At 65.6% G+C, this 19,709-nt stretch carries 17 protein-coding genes; all 17 read left to right on the top strand.

The features are described from left to right. Nucleotides 1–59: 59 nt before the first annotated feature. Entirely contained in the window at nt 60–1,145 is a 1,086-nt protein-coding gene (locus H162_RS0125890; protein ID WP_156885808.1) for an ABC transporter substrate-binding protein, read from the top strand. Between the two features lie 275 nt (nt 1,146–1,420). Further along, nucleotides 1,421–2,623, top strand: a complete 1,203-nt coding sequence (locus H162_RS0125885; protein WP_020656390.1) for a cupin domain-containing protein — start codon at nt 1,421–1,423, stop codon at nt 2,621–2,623. 79 nt (nt 2,624–2,702) lie between these two features. Next, nucleotides 2,703–4,247 carry an ethanolamine ammonia-lyase reactivating factor EutA gene (locus H162_RS0125880; RefSeq protein WP_020656389.1) on the top strand — a complete coding sequence of 515 codons (1,545 nt, stop codon included), beginning with the start codon at nt 2,703–2,705 and terminating at the stop codon, nt 4,245–4,247. Further along, nucleotides 4,244–5,215: a prolyl aminopeptidase gene (pip, locus tag H162_RS0125875; protein ID WP_020656388.1), complete on the top strand. Its 972-nt coding sequence runs from the start codon at nt 4,244–4,246 to the stop codon at nt 5,213–5,215. Before H162_RS0125880 ends, pip begins: the two co-directional genes overlap by 4 nt. Before the next feature lie 193 nt (nt 5,216–5,408). Next, a complete protein-coding gene (locus tag H162_RS0125870) occupies nt 5,409–6,479 on the top strand; it encodes an ABC transporter substrate-binding protein (protein WP_020656387.1) in 1,071 nt (356 codons plus the stop codon). 189 nt (nt 6,480–6,668) lie between these two features. Beyond that, nucleotides 6,669–7,529, top strand: coding sequence for an IclR family transcriptional regulator (locus H162_RS0125865; protein WP_084677130.1), 861 nt, complete (start codon nt 6,669–6,671; stop codon nt 7,527–7,529). A 73-nt stretch (nt 7,530–7,602) separates the two neighbouring features. Beyond that, on the top strand, nt 7,603–8,613 hold the full coding sequence (locus tag H162_RS0125860; RefSeq protein WP_026355103.1) for a 2Fe-2S iron-sulfur cluster-binding protein: 1,011 nt from the start codon (nt 7,603–7,605) through the stop codon (nt 8,611–8,613). A gap of 63 nt (nt 8,614–8,676) precedes the next feature. Next, the gene (locus H162_RS0125855; RefSeq protein WP_020656384.1) at nt 8,677–10,473 is read left to right on the top strand and encodes an ethanolamine ammonia-lyase reactivating factor EutA; all 1,797 of its coding nucleotides are present in this window, start codon (nt 8,677–8,679) and stop codon (nt 10,471–10,473) included. 33 nt (nt 10,474–10,506) lie between these two features. Next, nucleotides 10,507–11,208, top strand: coding sequence for a class II aldolase/adducin family protein (locus H162_RS0125850; RefSeq protein WP_229452266.1), 702 nt, complete (start codon nt 10,507–10,509; stop codon nt 11,206–11,208). A gap of 285 nt (nt 11,209–11,493) precedes the next feature. Beyond that, a complete protein-coding gene (locus H162_RS0125845) occupies nt 11,494–13,239 on the top strand; it encodes an ABC transporter permease (protein WP_026355102.1) in 1,746 nt (581 codons plus the stop codon). A gap of 76 nt (nt 13,240–13,315) precedes the next feature. Further along, a complete protein-coding gene (locus H162_RS0125840; protein ID WP_020656381.1) occupies nt 13,316–14,440 on the top strand; it encodes an ABC transporter ATP-binding protein in 1,125 nt (374 codons plus the stop codon). Between the two features lie 93 nt (nt 14,441–14,533). After that, nucleotides 14,534–15,568 (top strand): ABC transporter substrate-binding protein, encoded by a 1,035-nt coding sequence (locus tag H162_RS0125835; protein WP_020656380.1) that lies wholly within the window; start codon nt 14,534–14,536, stop codon nt 15,566–15,568. Further along, a complete protein-coding gene (locus H162_RS0125830; protein ID WP_020656379.1) occupies nt 15,565–16,842 on the top strand; it encodes a Rieske 2Fe-2S domain-containing protein in 1,278 nt (425 codons plus the stop codon). Before H162_RS0125835 ends, H162_RS0125830 begins: the two co-directional genes overlap by 4 nt. 9 nt (nt 16,843–16,851) lie before the next feature. Beyond that, entirely contained in the window at nt 16,852–17,661 is an 810-nt protein-coding gene (locus H162_RS0125825) for an NAD(P)-dependent oxidoreductase (RefSeq protein WP_084677129.1), read from the top strand. 2 nt (nt 17,662–17,663) lie between these two features. Continuing rightward, the gene (locus H162_RS0125820; RefSeq protein ID WP_020656377.1) at nt 17,664–18,707 is read left to right on the top strand and encodes an ABC transporter substrate-binding protein; all 1,044 of its coding nucleotides are present in this window, start codon (nt 17,664–17,666) and stop codon (nt 18,705–18,707) included. A gap of 29 nt (nt 18,708–18,736) precedes the next feature. Next, a complete protein-coding gene (locus tag H162_RS0125815) occupies nt 18,737–19,318 on the top strand; it encodes a cupin domain-containing protein (protein ID WP_020656376.1) in 582 nt (193 codons plus the stop codon). A 2-nt stretch (nt 19,319–19,320) separates the two neighbouring features. Then, on the top strand, nt 19,321–19,709 hold a 389-nt coding region (locus tag H162_RS31970), incomplete at its 3' end, for a cupin domain-containing protein (RefSeq protein ID WP_020656375.1).

Here is a 19,709-nt window from a genome sequence, read left to right as displayed (position 1 = left end):
AAGTAGTGCAGTAGTTCATATCGATAACCTGCCTGCTCGACAGGCACAGGAGACAATGAATGAAGACTCATGCAATGCGGGGCGCCGGCGTGCTGGCGACACTGGGATTCGCTGTCCTGCTCGGATTGTCCTGTTCGGCCTCGGCCCAGGACAAGGGCAAGCACCACGACCTGTACAACTACCAGGGCGCCGACCGCGAGCAGCGGCTGCTGGAGGGCGCCAGGAAGGAAGGCACGGTGGTGGTCTACACCTCGCTCAACCTGAAGGACTCGGTGCCCATCACCGACGCGTTCGAGAAGAAATACGGCATCAAGGTGTCGCTGTGGCGCGCCGGCAGCGAGAAGGTGCTGCACCGGACCGTCACCGAGGCGCGCGCCGGGCGCTTTTCGCCCGACGTGATCGAGACCAACGGCCCCGAAATGGAAGCCCTGTACCGCGAGAAGCTGCTGTCGGAATTCCACAGTCCGGCCTTCAAGGATATCCCGGCCGTCACCTTTCCGCCGCACCGCCAATACGTGGCCGACCGCTTCAACTTCTTCGTCCTCGGCTATAACACCAACCTGGTCAAGGCGGAGGACGTTCCCAAGTCCTACGAGGACCTGCTCAATCCGCGCTGGCACGGAAAGATCGGCATCGAATCGGGCGACAGCGACTGGTTCGCCGCCGTCACCAAGGCCATGGGCGAGAGGGAAGGCCTGGCCTACTTCCGCAAGCTGGCGGCAACCCAGCCGCAGATGCGTACCGGGCATACGCTGATGGCCGAGCTGCTGTCGGCCGGCGAACTGCCGATCGCCGCCACCGTGTACAACCACAATGTCGAGCGCCTGAACAAGAAGGGAGCCCCGGTCAAGTGGGTGCCGCTGGGACCGACCTTCGGCCGCCCGAACGCGATCGGCGTGGCGAAGCATGCGCCGCACCCGCACGCCGCGCTGCTGTTCACCGACTTCATGCTGTCGCGCGAGGGACAGGAGCTGATCAAGGAGCGCAACCGCGTACCGGCCAGCCTGGCGGTCGAGACCTCGCTCAACAAGTTCCCCTACAAGATGATCGATCCGGTCATCGTGCTGGACGAATCCCAGAAATGGGAGCAGCTGTGGGCCCAGCTGTTCCACAAGGGCCAGGCGCCCAAGAAAGCGGACGACTGAAGCACGGCGGGCCTCGCGGCCCGCTCTCCCACCTGCCTCCCGGCCTGGCCAGCCCCTTCCTTCCGGCCCTTCCTTTCCCTCGCTCCGCGCAGACGGTTTGTTGACTTTTAAATTCGGCGCTTGTAGTATCGATCCTATAGGAGGAACGGTGTTCCGCATATCAGAACATGGGATGCTGCGGCGTTTCTCGCGATCCGCCGGCGCGGGCAGCGAACCTGACCGGATTTCACCATGCCTTGAATGAGGCCAACTGTTCATGAGGATAGGAAGAGACCATGCCACACGATAAAGACCGGACGCACTGGCACGAACCCGCCGCCAACAAGAAGGCCGGCTTCGGCGAATTCAGGAAGCAGCCGACGCCCTACGACGCCTACATGGAGCAGGAAGACATTCCCGTGTTCCGCGACATCGGCATCAGCAACGTGCGCAATCTGCCGCTGGTGCCGTGGAAGCGCCGCGGCGGCCGCGGACACTTCATCCAGCTGTACGGCACCGAAGGCAAGTGGGGCTGCTATGTGATCGAAGTGCCGCCTGCGGGCGCGCTGAACGTGGAAAAGCACATGTACGAGGAAATCTTCCTCGTGATCGAAGGCCGCGGCACCACCGAGGTATGGCAGGAAGGCGACACCAGGAAGCATGTGTTCGAGTGGCAGGCCGGTTCGCTGTTCTCGATCCCGATGAACGCGATGTACCGCATCGTGAACGCCACCTCGAGCGGCGCGCTGCTCCTGGCTGGCAATACCGCGCCGAATGTGATCAACATGATCAACAACTTCGACGCCGTCTTCCACAACCCCTTCATCTTCCACGACCGCTTCAGCAGCGCCGACGATTTCTACAAGGCGCGCGACGAGATCGAACCGGATCCGGTGCGCGGCCTGGCCATGCGCCGCACCAACCTGATCCCGGACGCGGCCAATTGCGAGCTGCCGCTGGACAACCGCCGCTCGCCGGGGTATCGCCGGGTCGAGCCCTTCATGACCAACAACTGCTTCTACTTCTGGATCGGCCAGCACGAGAACGGGCGCTACTCGAAGGCGCACGCGCACACCTCGGCGGCGATCCTGATCTGCCTGAAGGGCAAGGGCTACACCTACACCTGGCCGGAGCGGCTCGGCGTGAATCCATGGCGCGACGGCTTCGGCGACCAGGTGCGCCGCCTCGACTACGAGCCGGGCGGCATGGTGACTGCGGCCCCGGGCGGCGCGCGCTGGTACCACCAGCATTTCTCGGTATCGGAAGAGCCGTTCCGCCTGACCGCCTGGTTCGGGCCGCACAACCCGGGCCGCGATCCCGGTCCTCCAGGCGAAAAGCACACGGACTACACGGCGATCGACGTCAACGAAGGCGGCACCGCGATCCCGTACTGGATGGAAGACCCGTTCGTGCGCCAGGAGTACGAGGCGAAGCTGAGGCAGAGCGGCGTCGACAACCGCATGGACCCGAACTGGTACCTGCCGCCGAACATCAAGTAACAGCAGACGGCATGCGGCGGCCGCAGCTGCGGCCGCGCGCATGGCGATACCACGAACACTGTCCTATGAGGTGCTATCCATGAGCGGCATGAACGGGGAAGAGGGCGGACGCATCTTCTTTAGCAACGTGAGGCGCAGCCTCGAGGAAGAGGACGAGATCCGCCTGGTGAGCGTGGGCGTCGACATCGGTTCGTCGACTTCCCACCTGGTGTTTTCGCGCATCGTGCTGGAACGGCTCGACAACCGCTACATCGTGTCGGAACGCGAAGTGCTGCATGAATCCGAAGTCCTGCTGACGCCCTACCTCGACGACCAGTCGATCGACGCCGCCGCGCTCGGCGCCTTCATCGAACGCCAGTACCAGCTGGCGCAGGTGGACCCGCAGGGGATCGATACCGGCGCCCTGATACTGACGGGTGTCGCGGTCCGGCGCAGCAATGCGCGCGCCATCGCCGACCTGTTCGCCGCGCAGGCGGGCAAGTTCGTGTCGGTCAGCGCCGGCGACGCGCTCGAGACCACGCTGGCCGCCTTCGGCTCGGGCGCCGCGGCGCGCTCGATCCGCGAGGCGGCCCGGGTCATGAACATCGACATCGGCGGAGGCACGTCCAAGATCGCCATCTGCGAAGGCGGGGAGCTGGCGGGCATGACGGCGGTCGACGTCGGCGCGCGCATCGTGTCCTTCGATGCCGATGGCCGCGTACGCAGGATCGAGGAGGCGGGCCGCCGCTTCGCAGGCGAGGTCGGCCTGCGCCTGGAGGTGGGCGTCCGGCCCGACCCCGCGCTGCTCGAACGGATGGTGGCGCGCATGGCGGACCGGCTGTTCGAGATCCTGAGCAGCAGCGAACTCAGCGAGGACGCGGCCTCGCTGCTGAGGATCGACCCGCTGGGGCCCGGGCGTACTCCCGACGTGGTCACCTTCTCGGGCGGCGTATCCGAATATATCTACGGCCTGCAGGAACAGGTCTACGGCGACCTGGGACCCCAGCTGGCGCGCGCGATCCTGCAACGGGTGAAGGCCTGGGGCCCGCGCATCGACAAGCCCGAGCAGGGGATCCGCGCGACCGTGGTCGGCGCGTCGCAGTACACGATACAGGTGAGCGGCGCCACCATCTATGTCGAGCCGCACCAGGTGCTGCCCCTGAAGAACGCCCAGGTCATCGTGCCCGCCCTGGCGCTGGCCGGCGACATCCTCGACAGCGGCGCCATCGCGGCCGCGGTGCGCGCCGCGCTGCGCCGCTCCGACCTGCAGCACAGCGAGGGAGAGCGCGCGGTCGCCCTGTGCTACCGCTGGCAGGAGTCGGCCACCTTCGCCCGCATGGATGCGTTCTGCCGCGGAGTGATGGAGGGCATGTCCGCGCTGCTCGCGCGCGGCCTGCCGCTGGTGCTGGTCGGCGAAGGCGACATCGGGGGACTGATCGGCATCCACTGCAAGGAGGAACTCGGCTTGCGCAACCCGATCGTGTCGATCGACGGCATCACGCTCAAGGAGTTCGATTTCGTCGATATCGGCGCGCTGCTCGACACCTCGGGCGCGGTGCCGGTGGTGATCAAGTCGCTGGTGTTTCCCGCCAGCGCCGCCCTGGGGCGTCCGGTGCAGCAGGCCATGGAGCCGGTAGCCGCATGATCCTGGCGCTCGACGAACCGCGGGCCTGCGCGCACGGCGGCTATCCGCCGCTGGAACCGTACGACAGCGGCATGCTCGAGGTCGGTGACGGCCACCGGGTGTATTGGGAGACCTGCGGCAACCCCGCCGGCAAGCCGGCGCTGTTCCTGCACGGCGGCCCTGGCGGCGGATGCACGCCCGCCAGCCGCCGCTTCTTCGACCCGGCGCGTTACCGTATCGTGCTGTTCGACCAGCGCGGCTGCGGACGCTCGCGGCCGCATGCCGGGCTGCACGCCAACACCACCGCCCACCTGCTGGCCGACATCGAGCGCCTGCGCGCGCATCTCGGCATCGCGCGCTGGCTGCTGTTCGGCGGATCGTGGGGCGCGACCCTGGCGCTGGCCTACGCCGAGGCGCATCCGGAGCGGGTCAGCGCGCTGGTGCTGCGCGGCGTGTTTACGGCGCGGCGGCGCGAACTCGACTGGCTGTACCGGGAAGGCGCCTCCCATTTTTTTCCGGAAGCGTGGCACGGTTTTCTCGCGCCCATCCCGGTGGACGAACGGGAGCAGCTGGTCGAGGCCTACCACCGGCGCCTGACCTGCGGCGAGGCCGCCATCGAAGCGCTGGCGGCGCGTGCCTGGTGCGCGTGGGAAGAGACCCTCTCCACGCTGCTGCCCGACCCCGGCGGCGCGCGCATCGATGCGGCTGCCGACCTGGCGCTGGCGCGCATCGAGACCCATTACTTCCGGCACCGGGCCTTCCTGGAGGAGGGCGAGATCATCGCCAATGCGCACCGGCTGAGAGGCATTCCGGGCGTGATCGTCCAGGGGCGGCACGATACCGTGACCCCGGCCTCGACCGCCTGGGAACTGCTGCGCCACTGGCCCGAGCTGCGGCTGGAGATGGTGCCGGGTGCGGGCCACGCTTCCTGCGAGCCGGGCGTGAGCGCCCGGCTGGTCGGGGCGACCGACGGCTTCGCCGGAGGCTGACCGATAGTGACGGGTATTTCGTTCTGATATACGGAACACCGTTTCATTATCTTGCATGGGATGGGAATTCATCCTACAATCAAACCCAACAAAAACCGCAAGTCGATGCGGGCAGCGGGATAAAGAATGCGCCGGCAGACGGCAGGGCAGCGTCGCACGGCATCACAGCAGAACGAGTGGAAACGGAGGAGATATGAAGAGCATCAACCGGAAGCGCGCATTTTGCCTGGCCGCGGGAATGGCCGTCTTCTCGGCCGCCATGAGCTGGGCCCAGCCGGCCCTGGCGCAGGCGCCTGCCGCCGACAAGAACGCGGCCGTGTACATGTACCGCGGCCTGGACCGCGACAAGCGCCTCCTCGAGAATGCCCGCAAGGAGGGGACGGTGGTCGTGTACACCTCGCTGGCGAGCAAGGAGTCGATGCCGCTGGCGAAGGCCTTCGAGGAAAAATACGGAATCAAGGTGGTCTTGTGGCGCGCCACCAGCGACAAGGTGGTGCAGCGCACCGTCACCGAGGGCCGCGCGGGGCGCTATACGGTCGACGTGGTCGAGACCAACGGTCCGGAAGTGGAGATGATCGCGCGCGAGAAGCTGTTGTCCGAATTCCACAGCCCGTACTTCGCGGACCTGCCGCCGTCGGCCTTCCCGGCGCACCGCCTGTGGGTTGCCGACCGCCTGAATTTCTTCGTCGTCGCCTACAACACCAACAAGGTCAAGCGCGCCGACCTTCCGGCCTCCTACGACGGCTTCCTGCATCCGAAATGGAAAGGCCAGCTCGGCATCGAAGCCACCGATTCGGAATGGATGGCGGCGATCGTCAAGCACTGGGGCGAGCGCGGCACCAGGTTCTTCGACCAGCTGGCGGCGATGCGGCCGGACGTGCGCAAGAGCCATATCCTGCTGGCGGAAATGGTCGGCGCGGGCGAAGTCCCGGTCGCGCTGACGGTCTACAACTCGGAAGTGGAGTCGCTCAAGCAGCGCGGCGGCCCGGTGGACTGGCAGCCGGTCGAGCCGGTGGTCGGACGTCCGCAGGGCATCGCCGTGACCAGGAATGCGCCGCACCCCAACGCGGCGCTCCTGTTCGCCGACTACGTGCTGTCGCCGGAAGGTCAGCAATTGCTGCATTCGATGGGCCGGATACCGGCCAGCCGCAAGGTCAAGACCGCGCTGAACAACTTCCCGTACACCATGATCAGCCCCGCCATCGCGCTCGACGAGCGTGAAAAGTGGGAAACGATGTGGGACAACTATTTCATCAAGCGCTGAGGCCGGGCGGCGTCGCCGGATTCGCTGGCAGAGTGAACTTCGACTGGGGAGTGCAAAGTATGGATCGATGCCACACGGCTGGCTGGGTCGGGTGCAGGCGGTTTGATCTCACGGGACCGGTTTCTTGATATGCTTCCGGCTCTCTTAACCGTCGTGTCGAAAGACATCGCACCATCGAAAGGAAACAAGATGCGCAAATCTCGCACATCGGGGAACGGCGTCCAGTCCGCCGAGCCAGTCGTGCCGGCCGAGGATGATGAACCAAAAACCCGTTTGTCGTCGGTCGCCAATGCAATCCGCCTGATCAAGTCGTTCTCGGATAACGAGTACGAGATCGGCATCAGCGAACTGAGCAAGCGCCTGCATTTGCCGAAGAGCTCGGTGCATCGCCTGGCCAGCACCCTGGCCGACAGCGGCATGCTGGAACAGAACGAGGAAACCGGGAAGTACCGGCTGGGCCTGGTGATGTTCGAACTGGGCTCGCTGGTCCGCCGCAAGATGGACTTCTCGAGCACGGCAAAGCCGGAGCTGATGGCGCTGCGGGAAAAGACCGGCGAGACCGTCCACATGACGGTGCTGGGGGCGACCAGTGTCATTTATATCAATACGCTGGAAAGCACCAAGTCGATCCGCATGACGCTCGACGTCGGCATGCGCAAGCCTGCCTACTGCACGGCCGAGGGCAAGGTCCTGCTGGCGTTCAAGTCGCCGGAAGTCGCCGAGGCGATCATCGGCTACGGCCTGCCGGAGCGCACGCCCAAGACCATCACCGATCCGCTGGCCTTCCAGAAGGAGCTGGCCACGGTGAGGAGCCGCGGCTATGCGATCGACGACGAGGAGTGCGAAGTCGGCCTGCGCTGCATCGCGGCGCCGGTGCGCGACCACTACGGCAACGTCATTGCCGCGATCAGCGTCGCGGGGCCGTCGCAGCGGCTGACCAAGAAGATCCTGGAAAGCTATGCGACGGAAGTGATGGAGAGTGCGGATGTGATTTCCAAGCGCCTGGGGTACCAACCAATGTCGCATCGCCGGATCGGCGGTCGGCTGTAACAAGCGGAGGCGCTGTACGGACAGGCGGTGGCGCGCGCCGGTCCGATCCGCTAAACACGGAAATAGGATGGCCATGTATAAGATAAATATAGCCGGTTCACAGCTTGCCTTCGATTGCGCCCCTGGAGACACCATCGCGCGTGCCGCCCTGCGCGCCGGCATCGGCATTCCCTACGAATGCAACGTCGGCTGTTGCGGCACCTGCAAGATCGAGCTGCTCAGCGGCTCGGTGGAATCGAACTGGCCCGCAGCCCCGGGCCTTGGCGAGCGCGACCGCATGCGCGGCCGCGTGCTGGGCTGCCAGTCGCGTCCAGTCAGCGACTGCACCGTCAAGGCAAGGGTGGGCGACCAGTATCTGACCGGCCGCGTGCCGCGCCGCTTCGAAGCGGTGCTGGCCGGCCAGCGCGACCTCACTCATGACATGCGCGAATTGCGCTTCAGCTTGCCCGAAGCGGTCGATTTCCTGCCGGGGCAGTATGCGCTGCTGCAACTGCCCGGGGTGGACGGTCCGCGCGCCTACTCGATGTCGAACATCGCCCGGGATGGCGCCACCTGGCATTTCCAGATCCGCCGCGTCCCCGGCGGCCAGGGCGGCGCCGCCATCTTCGACCGGATGAAGGTCGGCGACCGGCTGACGATCGACGGGCCCTACGGCCTGGCCTACCTGCGCACCGCGAACCAGCGCGACATCGTCTGCATCGCCGGCGGCTCGGGCCTGGCGCCGATGATCTCGATCGCGCGCGGGCTGGCGGCGGATCCTGCGCTGGCCGGGCGCAGGCTGCACTTCTTCTACGGCGGGCGCACCGCGCGCGACATCTGCGGCAGCGACATGCTGGCCGAGCTGCCGGGCTGGGGCGAGCGCATCCACTATTACCCGACCATCTCGATGCCCGAAGCGGATGCGGCGCCGTGGAGCGGCCGCACCGGCTTCGTGCATGAACTGGTGGCGGAGGTGCTGGGCGCCTCCCTGCGGGATCACGAAATCTATTTCGCCGGTCCGCCCGCCATGGCGCAGGCGGTGCAGCGCATGCTGTTCGAGGCCGGCGTGCCCGGGGAGCAGGTGCACTACGACGCATTCTATTGAGAAGGCGCCGGACAACCCGGGGCAGGCAGCCCCATATTCCAACATCAACTCTGGAACAAGCACATGTCGGACGATAAAGCAGGCGGCCCAGGGCCGGGACACCAGATCGCGGACCATCTGTATGGCCAGGACTACGACCACGTGCATGAGGATGGCGAGGACGCCGACCATGACCACGACCATGACGATTTCAGTTCCCTCGGTCCGCTCGAGGACAATCCGATCTGGCAGCAGGACCATGTGTCGCTGGTGAGCGTCGGCATCGACATCGGCTCGTCCGGCACCCAGGTCATCTTCTCGCGCATCAAGCTGCGCCGCATGGGCGAAGACCTGTCGAGCCGCTACTTCGTGGTGGCGCGCGAGACCCTGTACCAGTCGCCGGTCGCGCTCACGCCTTACCAGGACAATGCGCGCATCGATGAAGCGGCGCTCGGCGCCATCATCGACCAGGCCTACGGCGATGCCGGCCTGCATCCGGACAAGATCGATACCGGCGCCGTCATCCTGACCGGCGAAGCGCTGCGCCGCGAGAATGCGCAGGCGATTTCCGACGTGCTGGCGGACCAGGGCGGCGAATTCGTCTGCGCCACCGCGGGCCACCACATGGAATCGATGCTGGCGGCCTATGGCTCCGGCGCCGCGCGGGTCTCGCACGCGCTGGGCAAGCGCCTGCTGAACATCGACATCGGCGGCGGCACCACCAAGCTGGCGGTGGTGGAGGGCGGCAAGGTTGTCGGTACCGCCGCCATCCACATCGGCGGACGCCTGCTGGTGGCCGACGACGAAGGCAGGATCGTGCGCCTCGATCCCGCCGGCCAGTACCACGCCGCCCAGGCCGGCTACGCCTGGGAGATCGGCAGCCATGCGTCAAGCGCCCAGATGGAGCAGGTGGCCGACTGGATGGCGGACGCCCTGGTCGCCGCGATCTCGAGAACCGGCATGACCCCGCAAGTCGACGCGCTCTACCTGACCGATCCCTTGTCCATGCTGGGCGAGATCGAAGGCATGATGTTCTCCGGCGGCGTGGCCGAGTACGTGTACGAACGCGAAGACCGCCATTTCGGCGACATGGGCAAACTGCTCGGCGCGGCGCTGCGGCGCCGGATCGACGCGGGCGCGTTCGGCTGGCCGCTCCTGCCCGCCGGCGAATGCATCCGCGCCACCGCGCTCGGCGCCTCCGAGTACTCGGTGCAGCTGAGCGGGAACACGACCTATATCTCCAGCCCCGGCAAGCTGCTCCCGCGCCGCAACCTGCAGGTATTGCAGCCGGCCTTCGAATGCCGGGCCGAGATCGACAGCGCGGCCCTGGCCGACGCCATTCGCAGCCACTTCAAGGCCTTCGACCTGGTCGAAGGGGAGGCCGAGGTGGCGCTGGCATTCCGCTGGTCGGGGCCGCCGTCGTACGCGCGGATCGCCGCGTTTGCAGCCGGCATTGCCGCCGCCATGCCCGTCACGCTGGCGCAGCGCAGGCCGCTGTACCTGATCCTGGACGGCGACCTTGCCCATACGCTGGGCCGGCTGATGCACGACGAGATGGGGCTGGCCAGCGAGATCCTCGTCATCGATGGCATCGTGCTGTGGGACTTCGACTATATCGACCTGGGACGCATACGCCTGCCGTCGCAGACGGTGCCGGTGACGGTGAAGTCGCTGGTGTTCAGCCAGGATCCGCGCACGCCGGCCGGCAAGCCGCGCAGCGACCTCAAGTACCGGCCGCATGTGCACACGCACGGGCACGGCCACGGACATTCCCATGATCACGGCCACGGTCATGATCACGGCCACGGTCATGATCACGGCCACGGGCATTCCCACGGCCATGGGCACGGCCACGCGCACGACCACGCGCACGGCAAGTAAGCAGTGCAGGTCAGGACAGAACAAGACGCGGCCATGAACGCTGAACTCGGGGGAGACATGCTGGAGATTTTGGAACGCAAGCAGATGCTTGCGGACGCCATCCTGATGATGGAACGGGCGGGCATCATCGATTTCAACGGACACGTCAGTGTCCGGGTCGGCGAAAGCCATATGTTGATCAATTCGGGCAAGTCGGTACGCAGCGCGCTCACGGTGGACGACATCGTCACCATCGATTTCGAGGGCAGGCTGGTGGAGGGCGATGCGCCCCCGCCGATGGAATTCCACATCCATGCCGAAATATACCGGCGCCGGCGCGAGGTCGGCGCGGTGGCGCATACCCATCCGCTGTGGTCCACGTTGCTCGGGATGGTGGGCAAGCCGGTGCTGCCGGTGATCATGCAGGCGGCCGTGCTGGGCGAGATCCGGGAATTCCCGACCACCGCATCGATCAACAACCGCCAGCTGGCCGCGGAGCTGGCCGACGTCCTCGGCGACGCCCGCGTCGCCGTCCTCAAGTCGCATGGCGCGGTGGTGGCCGCCGAAGGCATCCTGGAAGCCTTCGTGCTCGCGGTATACCTCGAAGAAACGGCGCAGCGCCAGTACCTGGCCTCGCAGATCGGCACGCCGGCAGTGCTGGCGCCGGAACAGGTGAAGGCCATCGGGCGCAACCTGTGGAAGCCGAACCTGCTGCAGAAAGTATGGGATTACCACAGGGCCAAGCTGGTTTACTGACCCGCGCACGTCCTCGAGAAACGCGGTAACCCACCGCGTCCGGCGCTGTCACGCCCAGCGAAAACGCGGGACGTGCACAGGCGCGCACGTATTGAAATCTACACAAGAAAATAAACTGGTTTTTGTTGACATGAACAAAAGCTCTCGGTAAATTTGGCCTGTATTTCTATGTGAACCGATGTTCCATATAACGGAACGACAAAATCCGGCCCGGAAAGAGCCGGATCGAGGCCAGCAAGAGCCCAGGGAATGCCGACGGTGACACCAATAAAAGGAGACGCGGTTATGGAAGCAGCAGCAGGAGCGCTATCAGCAAAGTATGTCGACAAACCTTCGTTATGGCAGCGCTTCGATGCGAAGTGGCTGGTCATTGGCATTTGCGTACTCGGGGTCGCCTACCTCGCGCTGATGCCGCTTTTCTTCCTGGTCTGGCAAAGCTTCTTCACGCCGCAGACCGCCACCCAGGCAGCCACATTCACCCTCGAAAACTACCTCAGCGCGTACACGAGCGTCGAAACGCTGCGCCTGCTGGGCAATTCCGTGACCTTCGCCGCCGGCACCTCGGTGGTGGCCTTCATCGCCGGCACCGCGCTGGCATGGATGAACGAGCGCACCAACACCCCGTTCAAGTCGCTGTTCTTCGCGCTCTCGATCATCCCGCTGATCATCCCGGGCATCCTGTTCACGGTCGCGTGGATCCTGCTGGGCAGCCCGAAGATCGGCATCATCAACCTGCTGTTCCAGGACTGGTTCAACACGGACTACCTGCTGTTCAACGTGTACTCGATGTGGGGCATGATCTGGGTCGAAGGCCTGCACTATTCGCCGATGGCCTTCCTGATCATGACGGCCGCCTTCCGCTCGATGGACCCGTCGCTGGAGGAGTCGGCCATGATGTGCGGCGCCAGCATCCGCCAGATCGCCTGGCGCGTCACCTTCAAGCTGACCTGGCCGGCGATCTTCGCGACCTTCCTGATCCTGTTCATCCGCGCGATCGAATCCTTCGAAGTGCCGGCGCTGCTTGGCCTGCCGGTCGGCATCCAGGTGTTCACCTCGTCGATCTACCAGGCGATCCACCAGTATCCGAGCAAGGTCGGCCTGGCTTCGTCCTATGCGGTGACCCTGCTGCTCATCACCACGGTCGGCATCTACTTCCAGTCGAAGCTGTCCAGCCAGGGCAGCAAGTACTCCACCGTGACCGGCAAGGGCTTCCGCCCGCGCACCATGGACCTGGGCAAATGGCGCTACCTGACGGCCGGCATCTTCGTCGTCTACTTCGCCCTGATCGTGGTGCTGCCTTTCCTGGTGCTGCTGTGGTCCTCGCTGCAGAAGTTCTACGCCGTCCCGTCGATGGCCGCGATGCAGAACCTGACGCTGGACGCCTACCGCTTCATGCTCGACTACCCGACCCTGGCCTCGTCCACCTGGAACAGCCTGGTGCTGGCCCTGGGCAGCGCGACCATCATCATGCTGGTCACCTCGGTCATCTGCTGGATCGTGGTCAAGACCAAGCTGCCCGGCCGCTGGCTGCTGGATAACCTGGCCTCGCTGCCGATGGTGTTCCCGGGACTGGTGCTCGGCCTGGCGATCATGGTGTTCTACCTGAATGTCGATGTCGGCGTCTACGGCACCATGTGGATCCTGTTCATCGCCTACGTGACGCGCTTCCTGCCGTACGGCCTGCGCTACAACACCACCTCGATGCTGCAGATTCACAAGGAGCTGGAAGAGTCGGCCGCCATGAGCGGCGCCTCCTGGAGCACCACCTTCTGGCGCGTCATCCTGCCGCTGCTGAAACCCGGCCTGCTGGCGGGCTGGATCTACATCGTGATCGTCTCGATCCGCGAGCTGTCCTCGTCGATCCTGCTGTACAGCCCGGGCACGGAAGTGATCGCGATCCTGATCTGGGAACTGTGGGAAAACGGACAATACGTCGAACTGTCGGCGCTCGGCGTGATGTTCATCATGCTGCTGTTCACGCTGGTCATGATTGCCCAGATGCTAGGCAAGAAATTCGGCGTCAAGGAATGAGCCACAGCCGCCTGCACAGGCAGGCGGCAGGACGAATGGAAAACAGGCAGTCAATGTGCCATAACAGGAGACAAACATGCTTAGCGTAAAAAATCTGTGTACCGAGTATCCGAACGACAAGGGTGAAGTGGTCAAGGCGGCCCAGGACGTCAGCTTCGATGTGCCCGAAGGGAAGCTGTTCACCCTGCTCGGACCCAGCGGCTGCGGCAAGACCACGACCCTGCGTTCGATCGCCGGCCTGGAGCGGCCGAAGTCGGGCGAGATCACGGTCGGCGGAGTGGCCGTCTACTCGTCCGGCAAGAGCATCTTCATCCAGCCGAACAAGCGCAACTTCGGCATGGTGTTCCAGTCCTATGCGATCTGGCCGCACATGAACGTGTTCCAGAACGTGGCGTTCCCGCTCGAGGTCTCCAGCCGCAAGTACGGCAAGCAGGAAATCGAAACCCGGGTGATGCGCGTGCTGCGCGCCGTCGGCCTCGACCAGTATGCCGACCGCGAAGCGACCAAGATGTCGGGCGGCCAGCAGCAGCGCCTGGCGCTGGCGCGCGCCCTGGTGATGGAGCCGAAGCTGCTGCTGCTGGACGAGCCGCTGTCCAACCTCGACGCCAAGCTGCGCGAGCGCATGCGCTTCGAACTCAAGCGCATGCAGCGCGAGCTGGGCCTGACCACCATCTACGTGACCCACGACCAGAGCGAGGCGCTGGCGCTGTCGCACGAGATCGCCGTCATGAGCGCGGGCAGGATCGTGCAGTGCGGCTCGCCGCGCGACATCTACGAACGTCCACGCAACAAGTTCGTCGCCGACTTCGTCGGCATCACCAACTTCCTCGACGCCACCATCGAGGCGCCGGAAGGCACGGTCGATTCGCGCTTCCGCGTCCACTCCTCGATCGGCAAGCTGTGCGTCACCTCGTCCGAATCCTTCCGCGCCGGCGATGCGGCCCTGATCTCGGTGCGCCCGGAAGACGTCGACCTGAGCGTGGAGCGTCCGAACGGCGACAACGTGGCCGAGGGCGTGGTCGATACCAAGGTCTTCCTCGGCGAATACATGGACTACCAGGTGCGCGTGGCCGACCAGGTCATGCTGGCCCGCGTCCATCCTTCGTTCAATGTTTCGACAGGGTCGAAGGTCTACCTGCACATGAATCCGGAGAAGTGCATCTGTATTCCGGAGGACAAGCAGTACCGCCAGGCCGCCTGACCCCCCGTCCGGGAGCCCCGTCCCTGTAGAACGTCCGCCGTGACCACGGCGGGACGCGGGCCCCCTTTTGCCTAAGGATTCATCATGACTTGCATGCGATTTGCGACGTGCTGGCTGCTTGCGTCCCTGCTGTTCGTGGCGGGGGCCGCGCAGGCCCAGGTTCCGGCCTACCAGGGGGCGGACCGCGCGCAGCGGCTGCTCAAGGGAGCCCGCGCGGAAGGGACGCTGAACGTGTACACCTCGATGGCCGAGAAGGATAGTGCGCGGCTGGTCGAGGCGTTTGAAAAGAAGACCGGCATCGAGGTGAATGTCTGGCGCTCGGGCAAGAACAAGGTGCTGCAGCGCGTGATCACCGAAGCCAGGGCCGGCCGCCATGAGGCCGATGTCATCCTCAATCCGGCGCCCGAGATGGAAGCGCTGCACCGCGAGAAGCTGCTGCAGCCGGTATGGTCGCCCAGGCAGGCGGAGCTGATTCCGGCGGCGCTCCCGGCGCACCGCGAATGGACCGGCATGCGCGTCTACCTGTTCGCGCAGCCCTACAACACCCGCCAGGTCAGTGCTGCCGAAGTGCCGTCCAGCTTCGAGGACCTGCTGCATCCGCGCTGGAGAGGGCGGCTCGGCATCGAGGCCAAGCAGGCCGAGTGGTTCCATGCGCTGGTACAGGCGATGGGCGAGGAAAAGGGCCTGCGCTACTTCCGCGAGCTGGTCGCCACCAGTGCGCCCTCGCTGCGCACCGGCAGCTCGCTGCTGAACAACATGGTGGTCTCGGGCGAGGTGCCACTGGCGCTGAACGTGTACAGCTACCTGCCGGAGCAGGCGCGCGCCGCCGGCGCACCGGTCGACTACGTCGTGCTGTCGCCCGCGGTCGCCTACACCGACGGCATCGGCATCGCGCGCCGCGCCGCCCATCCGCATGCCGCCACGCTGTTCTACGACTTCCTGCTCGACGAAGGACAGGCCATCGTTGCCGGGTTCAAGGCGCTGACCACCGACAAGCGCGACCAGGCGCTGCTGGCCAGGTACAAGCCGGTCTACATCGACCCGGTGAGCGTGCTCGACAACTACGAGAAATGGACCAGCCTGTACGACGACACCCTGAACGGACGCGTCAAAGGAGACCAGAAATGAATGCGGAACAAAACGCACTGCTGACCCGGACCGGACCCGGCACGCCGATGGGCGAGCTGTTCCGCCGCTACTGGCTGCCCGCGCTGCTGGCCAGCGAACTGCCGGAACCGGACTGCCCGCCGGTGCGCGTGCTGCTGCTGTCGGAACGGATGATCGCCTTCCGCGACAGTTCCGGCAAGCTGGGCCTGATGGATGAGTTCTGCGCCCACCGCGGGGTGTCGCTGTGGTTCGGCCGGAACGAGGAAAACGGCCTGCGCTGCCCCTACCATGGCTGGAAATACGATACCAGCGGCCAGTGCGTCGACGTGCCGTCCGAGCCGCTGGAAAGCGGCTACTGCAAGAAGATCAAGCTGAAGTCCTACCCGCTGGTGGAGCGCGGCGGCATCCTGTGGACCTATATGGGACCGCCGGAGCTGCAGCCCGAACTGCCGATGTACGAATGGGCCACGGTGCCGGCCAGCCAGCGCCACATTTCCAAGCGCCAGCAGGATTGCAATTACCTGCAGGCGATGGAGGGCGGACTGGATTCCTTCCATTCCAGCTTCCTGCACCGGATGTCGGTCGGCGACGACCCGCTGCTCAAGCGCGACCCGGCCAGCGCGGCCTGGCTGGCGGCCGACCGCCACCCGATGTTCGTGCCGCTCGAGTCGCCCGGCGGCCTGTACATCGCGACCCGCCGCAACGCCGACGAGGAGCGCTATTACTGGCGCGTCACGCAGTGGCTGATGCCCTGTTTTAACCTGTTCCCGCCCTATGAGGGCAACCCCTACGGCGGACATGCCTGGGTGCCCATCGACGACGAGCATGCCTGGACCTTCAGCATCGACTACCACCCGGAGCGCGCCCTGACGGCGCCCGAACTGGAAGCGATGGAAGCGGGCAAGGGCATCCACAGCAAGACCATTCCCGGCACGTTCCGCCCGGTGGCCAACCAGGACAACGACTACCTGATCGACCGCGTGGCGCAGAAGGAGCGCCGCAGCTTCTGCGGCGTGCTGGGCGTGGCCGAACAGGATGCGGCGGTCCAGGAAAGCATGGGCCCGATCGAAGACCGCACCCGCGAGAACCTGGTCGGGACCGACAACGGCATCATCATGACCCGCCAGCGCCTGCTGAAGGCGGTCCGCACCGTGCAGGCAGGCGGCGAGCCGCCCGGACTGGACCGCGCGGCCCAGCGGGTGCGCGCCTTCGCCGCGGTCCTGCCGCACGCGGCGCCGCTGCAGTCGGCCCCTGAAATGCAAGTGACGCGTCGTCAACCTGAACAACTTTCATAAGAGGATTCCATGCAGACGATAGGACTGATAGGCGCCGGGCGGATGGGCATGCCGATCATCGGCCACCTGAGCCGCGCGGGCTTCCGGGTACTGGTGAGCGAGCGTAATCCGGAGCGCCAGCCGGACGTGGCCGCGCGCGGCGGCGAGCTGGTCGAGTCGCCGGTGCTGGCGGCCGAATCCGAGGCCATCCTGGTATGCGTCGGCTACGACAAGGAGGTCAGGGAACTGCTGCAGACGCCCGGCGGCCTGCTGGAATCGGCCCGGAGCGGCGCCATCATCGCCGTGCTGAGCACGATCCATCCGAAGACCATGCAGGAGCTGGCGCAGTACGCCGCCCCGTACGGCGTGCATGTGGTCGACTCGACCGTCTGCCGCGGCGGCCGCGCCGCCGACGAGGGCACGCTGCTGTCCTTCGTGGGCGGCGCGGCGGACGTGGTCGACCGCCTGACCCCGGTGCTGCGCGCCTACTCCTCGGACGTGGTGCATAGCGGCGGCGTGGGCACCGCCCAGGTGTCGAAGGCGGCCAACAACCTGATCCTGTGGGCCTGCCTGGTGGCCAGCCACGAGGGCCTGGCGCTGGCGCAGCGCTACGAGGTCAACGTCGATGCCCTGCGCGCCGCCCTGATGACCAGCAGCGCCGCCAACGGCGCGCTGGGGAACTGGGGCCAGCAGTCGATGGCCTGGGCCCAGGACGACATGGCGATCGTGGCCGACATGGCCGAGGACTGCGGCATCTCGCTGCCGCAATCGGGGGTGGTGCGGGAAGTGTGCCGCACGCTCAAGCCGCGCCGCTACCAGCTCGACAAGTACGGAGTCTGACCATGCGCCTGTTCTCCCTGGCCTTTCTTGCCCTGGCGCTGGCGGCGCCGCTGGCCCATGCGACCGATCCGGCCGCCGTTGCCGCGATCGCCCAGTACGAAGGCGCGGACCGTACCCAGCGCCTGATCGAAGGCGCCCGGCGCGAAGGTTCGCTGACCCTGTATACCTCGCTGACGGTGGAGGACATGGCGGTGATCAACGCCGCCTTCGAAAAGAAATACGGCGTCAAGGTCAAGATGTGGCGGGCCGGCGCGGACAAGGTCTTGCAGCGCATGGTCACCGAAGCGCGCGGCAACCGTTTCGACGTCGATGTGGCCGAGGCCAGCACACCCGCGCTCGAATCGCTGCGGCGCGAGAAACTGCTGGCGGCGGTGCGCTCGCCCCACCATGCCGACCTGATGGCGCAGGCGGTGCCGGCGCACCGCGAGTGGGTCGGCTCGCGCATGAACGTGTTCGTCCATGCGTACAACACCAGCCAGATCAGGAAGGAAGACGCGCCGGCCAGCTACCAGGACCTGCTCGACCCGAAATGGAAGGGCAGGCTCGGCATCGAGTCGGCCGACGAGGACTGGTTCGCCACCGTGGTGAGCGAACTGGGCGAGGAGAAAGGCCTGAAGCTGTTCCGCGACATCAGCGCGACCAACGGCATCTCGGTGCGCAAGGGCCATACGCTGCTGACCAACCTGGTGGCATCGGGCGAAGTGCCGTTCGCGCTGACCGTCTACAACTTTACCGCCGAACAGCTCAGGGAGAAAGGCGCGCCGGTGGCGTGGTACGTGATGCAGCCGGCGGTGGCCAGGGTCAACGGCCTGGCGGTGGCGGCCCGTGCGCCCCATCCGCATGCCGCAGTCCTGTACTACGAATTCATGATCAGCGACGAAGGCCAGCAGATCCTGGCCAGGCGTGACTTCGTCACGACCAGTACCAGGCTGCCTTCGCCGCTCGGGAAGACCCCGCTGAGGCTGGTGGATGCCGCCCTCATGCTGGACGAGAACGAGAAATGGACCCGCCTGTACGAGGAAATCATCGTCAAGCCCAAGAAGTAAATCTGTGATCACCATCTGGAGGAGTGGCCGTGAGCAATGAGAAGAAGTTTTACCACAGCAACAAAGAGCGGGTGTTCGTGCGCGCCATCGCCGGCCCGTACAACCTGCAGGACGAACTGGTGCGGCTGCGCTCCATGCCGCGCGTGCGCAAGGCGAAGGAGATCAAGTTCGTCGACGGGCCGCAGGCCTTCAGCCGCCACTACGTGGAACCGAAGGACGGCATCACGCAGAACTTCCACCTGCACCTGGAGGAGTACGGGCCGGGCGGCAAGTCGCAGAAGCACGGACACGTCAACGAGGCCGCCTTCTACATCCTCGACGGTACCGGCTACGAGGTGCACGACGGCATCCGCTACGACTGGCAGGCGGGCGACGTGGCGATCGTGCACAACAACTGCGTGCACCAGCATTTCAACGCCTCGTCCGAGAAGCCGGCGCGCGCCCTCGTGCTCAAGACCAAGCCGATGTACATGTTCATGAACATGCTGTTCCAGAAGCAGGTCGAGGCGCGCGACAGCACGGCGGCGCCCGGCGGCGAAGGCTACCAGGTGCGCGAGGAGGAAGAGAACTACAACTACGCGGATTACAGCGACATTCAAGGGGAGGATTGACGATGGCATGGGGTGAATCGAAGGCATGGCTGCAAGGCCTGGCCAACCAGGAGCTGTACCAGAACCTGCTGGACGACGCGGCGGCGGCGCCGGCGCGCAACAGCAAGCGCAAGAAGGTCGTGCATCCGCACGAGATGCCGTGGGAGATGTCGCGCCAGGGCCTGCTCAAGCACCTGCTCAACGAGCAGATGAACACGCGCATGGAAACGGTGGATGCGTACATGCAGATCATCCCGCCGGGCAGCCGCTCGGGCAAGCACCGCCACCTGGCGGAGGAATGCCTGTACGTGGTGGAAGGGCGGGGCTATGACCTGCACCAGGACTGCGACGTCGAGATCACCGACACCTACCACTGGAAGGCGCAGGACGAGGTCAAGCGCTACGAATGGGA

It is taken from the genome of Massilia niastensis DSM 21313, from assembly GCF_000382345.1.
In the GTDB taxonomy this organism is placed as follows: domain Bacteria; phylum Pseudomonadota; class Gammaproteobacteria; order Burkholderiales; family Burkholderiaceae_D; genus Telluria; species Telluria niastensis.
The sequence above is the reverse complement of the archived record's forward strand: the minus strand, read 5'-3'. Positions and strand labels throughout refer to the sequence as shown.

Coding starts and splice junctions, on each gene's coding strand:
- H162_RS0125855 (WP_020656384.1), top strand. CDS start 8,677: ATGTCGGACGATAAAGCAGGCGGCCCAGGGCCGGGACACCAGATCGCG.
- H162_RS0125870 (WP_020656387.1), top strand. CDS start 5,409: ATGAAGAGCATCAACCGGAAGCGCGCATTTTGCCTGGCCGCGGGAATG.
- H162_RS0125885 (WP_020656390.1), top strand. CDS start 1,421: ATGCCACACGATAAAGACCGGACGCACTGGCACGAACCCGCCGCCAAC.
- H162_RS0125890 (WP_156885808.1), top strand. CDS start 60: ATGAAGACTCATGCAATGCGGGGCGCCGGCGTGCTGGCGACACTGGGA.
- H162_RS0125850 (WP_229452266.1), top strand. CDS start 10,507: ATGAACGCTGAACTCGGGGGAGACATGCTGGAGATTTTGGAACGCAAG.
- H162_RS0125830 (WP_020656379.1), top strand. CDS start 15,565: ATGAATGCGGAACAAAACGCACTGCTGACCCGGACCGGACCCGGCACG.
- H162_RS0125880 (WP_020656389.1), top strand. CDS start 2,703: ATGAGCGGCATGAACGGGGAAGAGGGCGGACGCATCTTCTTTAGCAAC.
- H162_RS0125825 (WP_084677129.1), top strand. CDS start 16,852: ATGCAGACGATAGGACTGATAGGCGCCGGGCGGATGGGCATGCCGATC.
- H162_RS0125865 (WP_084677130.1), top strand. CDS start 6,669: ATGCGCAAATCTCGCACATCGGGGAACGGCGTCCAGTCCGCCGAGCCA.
- H162_RS0125820 (WP_020656377.1), top strand. CDS start 17,664: ATGCGCCTGTTCTCCCTGGCCTTTCTTGCCCTGGCGCTGGCGGCGCCG.
- H162_RS0125845 (WP_026355102.1), top strand. CDS start 11,494: ATGGAAGCAGCAGCAGGAGCGCTATCAGCAAAGTATGTCGACAAACCT.
- H162_RS0125835 (WP_020656380.1), top strand. CDS start 14,534: ATGCGATTTGCGACGTGCTGGCTGCTTGCGTCCCTGCTGTTCGTGGCG.
- pip (WP_020656388.1), top strand. CDS start 4,244: ATGATCCTGGCGCTCGACGAACCGCGGGCCTGCGCGCACGGCGGCTAT.
- H162_RS0125860 (WP_026355103.1), top strand. CDS start 7,603: ATGTATAAGATAAATATAGCCGGTTCACAGCTTGCCTTCGATTGCGCC.
- H162_RS0125840 (WP_020656381.1), top strand. CDS start 13,316: ATGCTTAGCGTAAAAAATCTGTGTACCGAGTATCCGAACGACAAGGGT.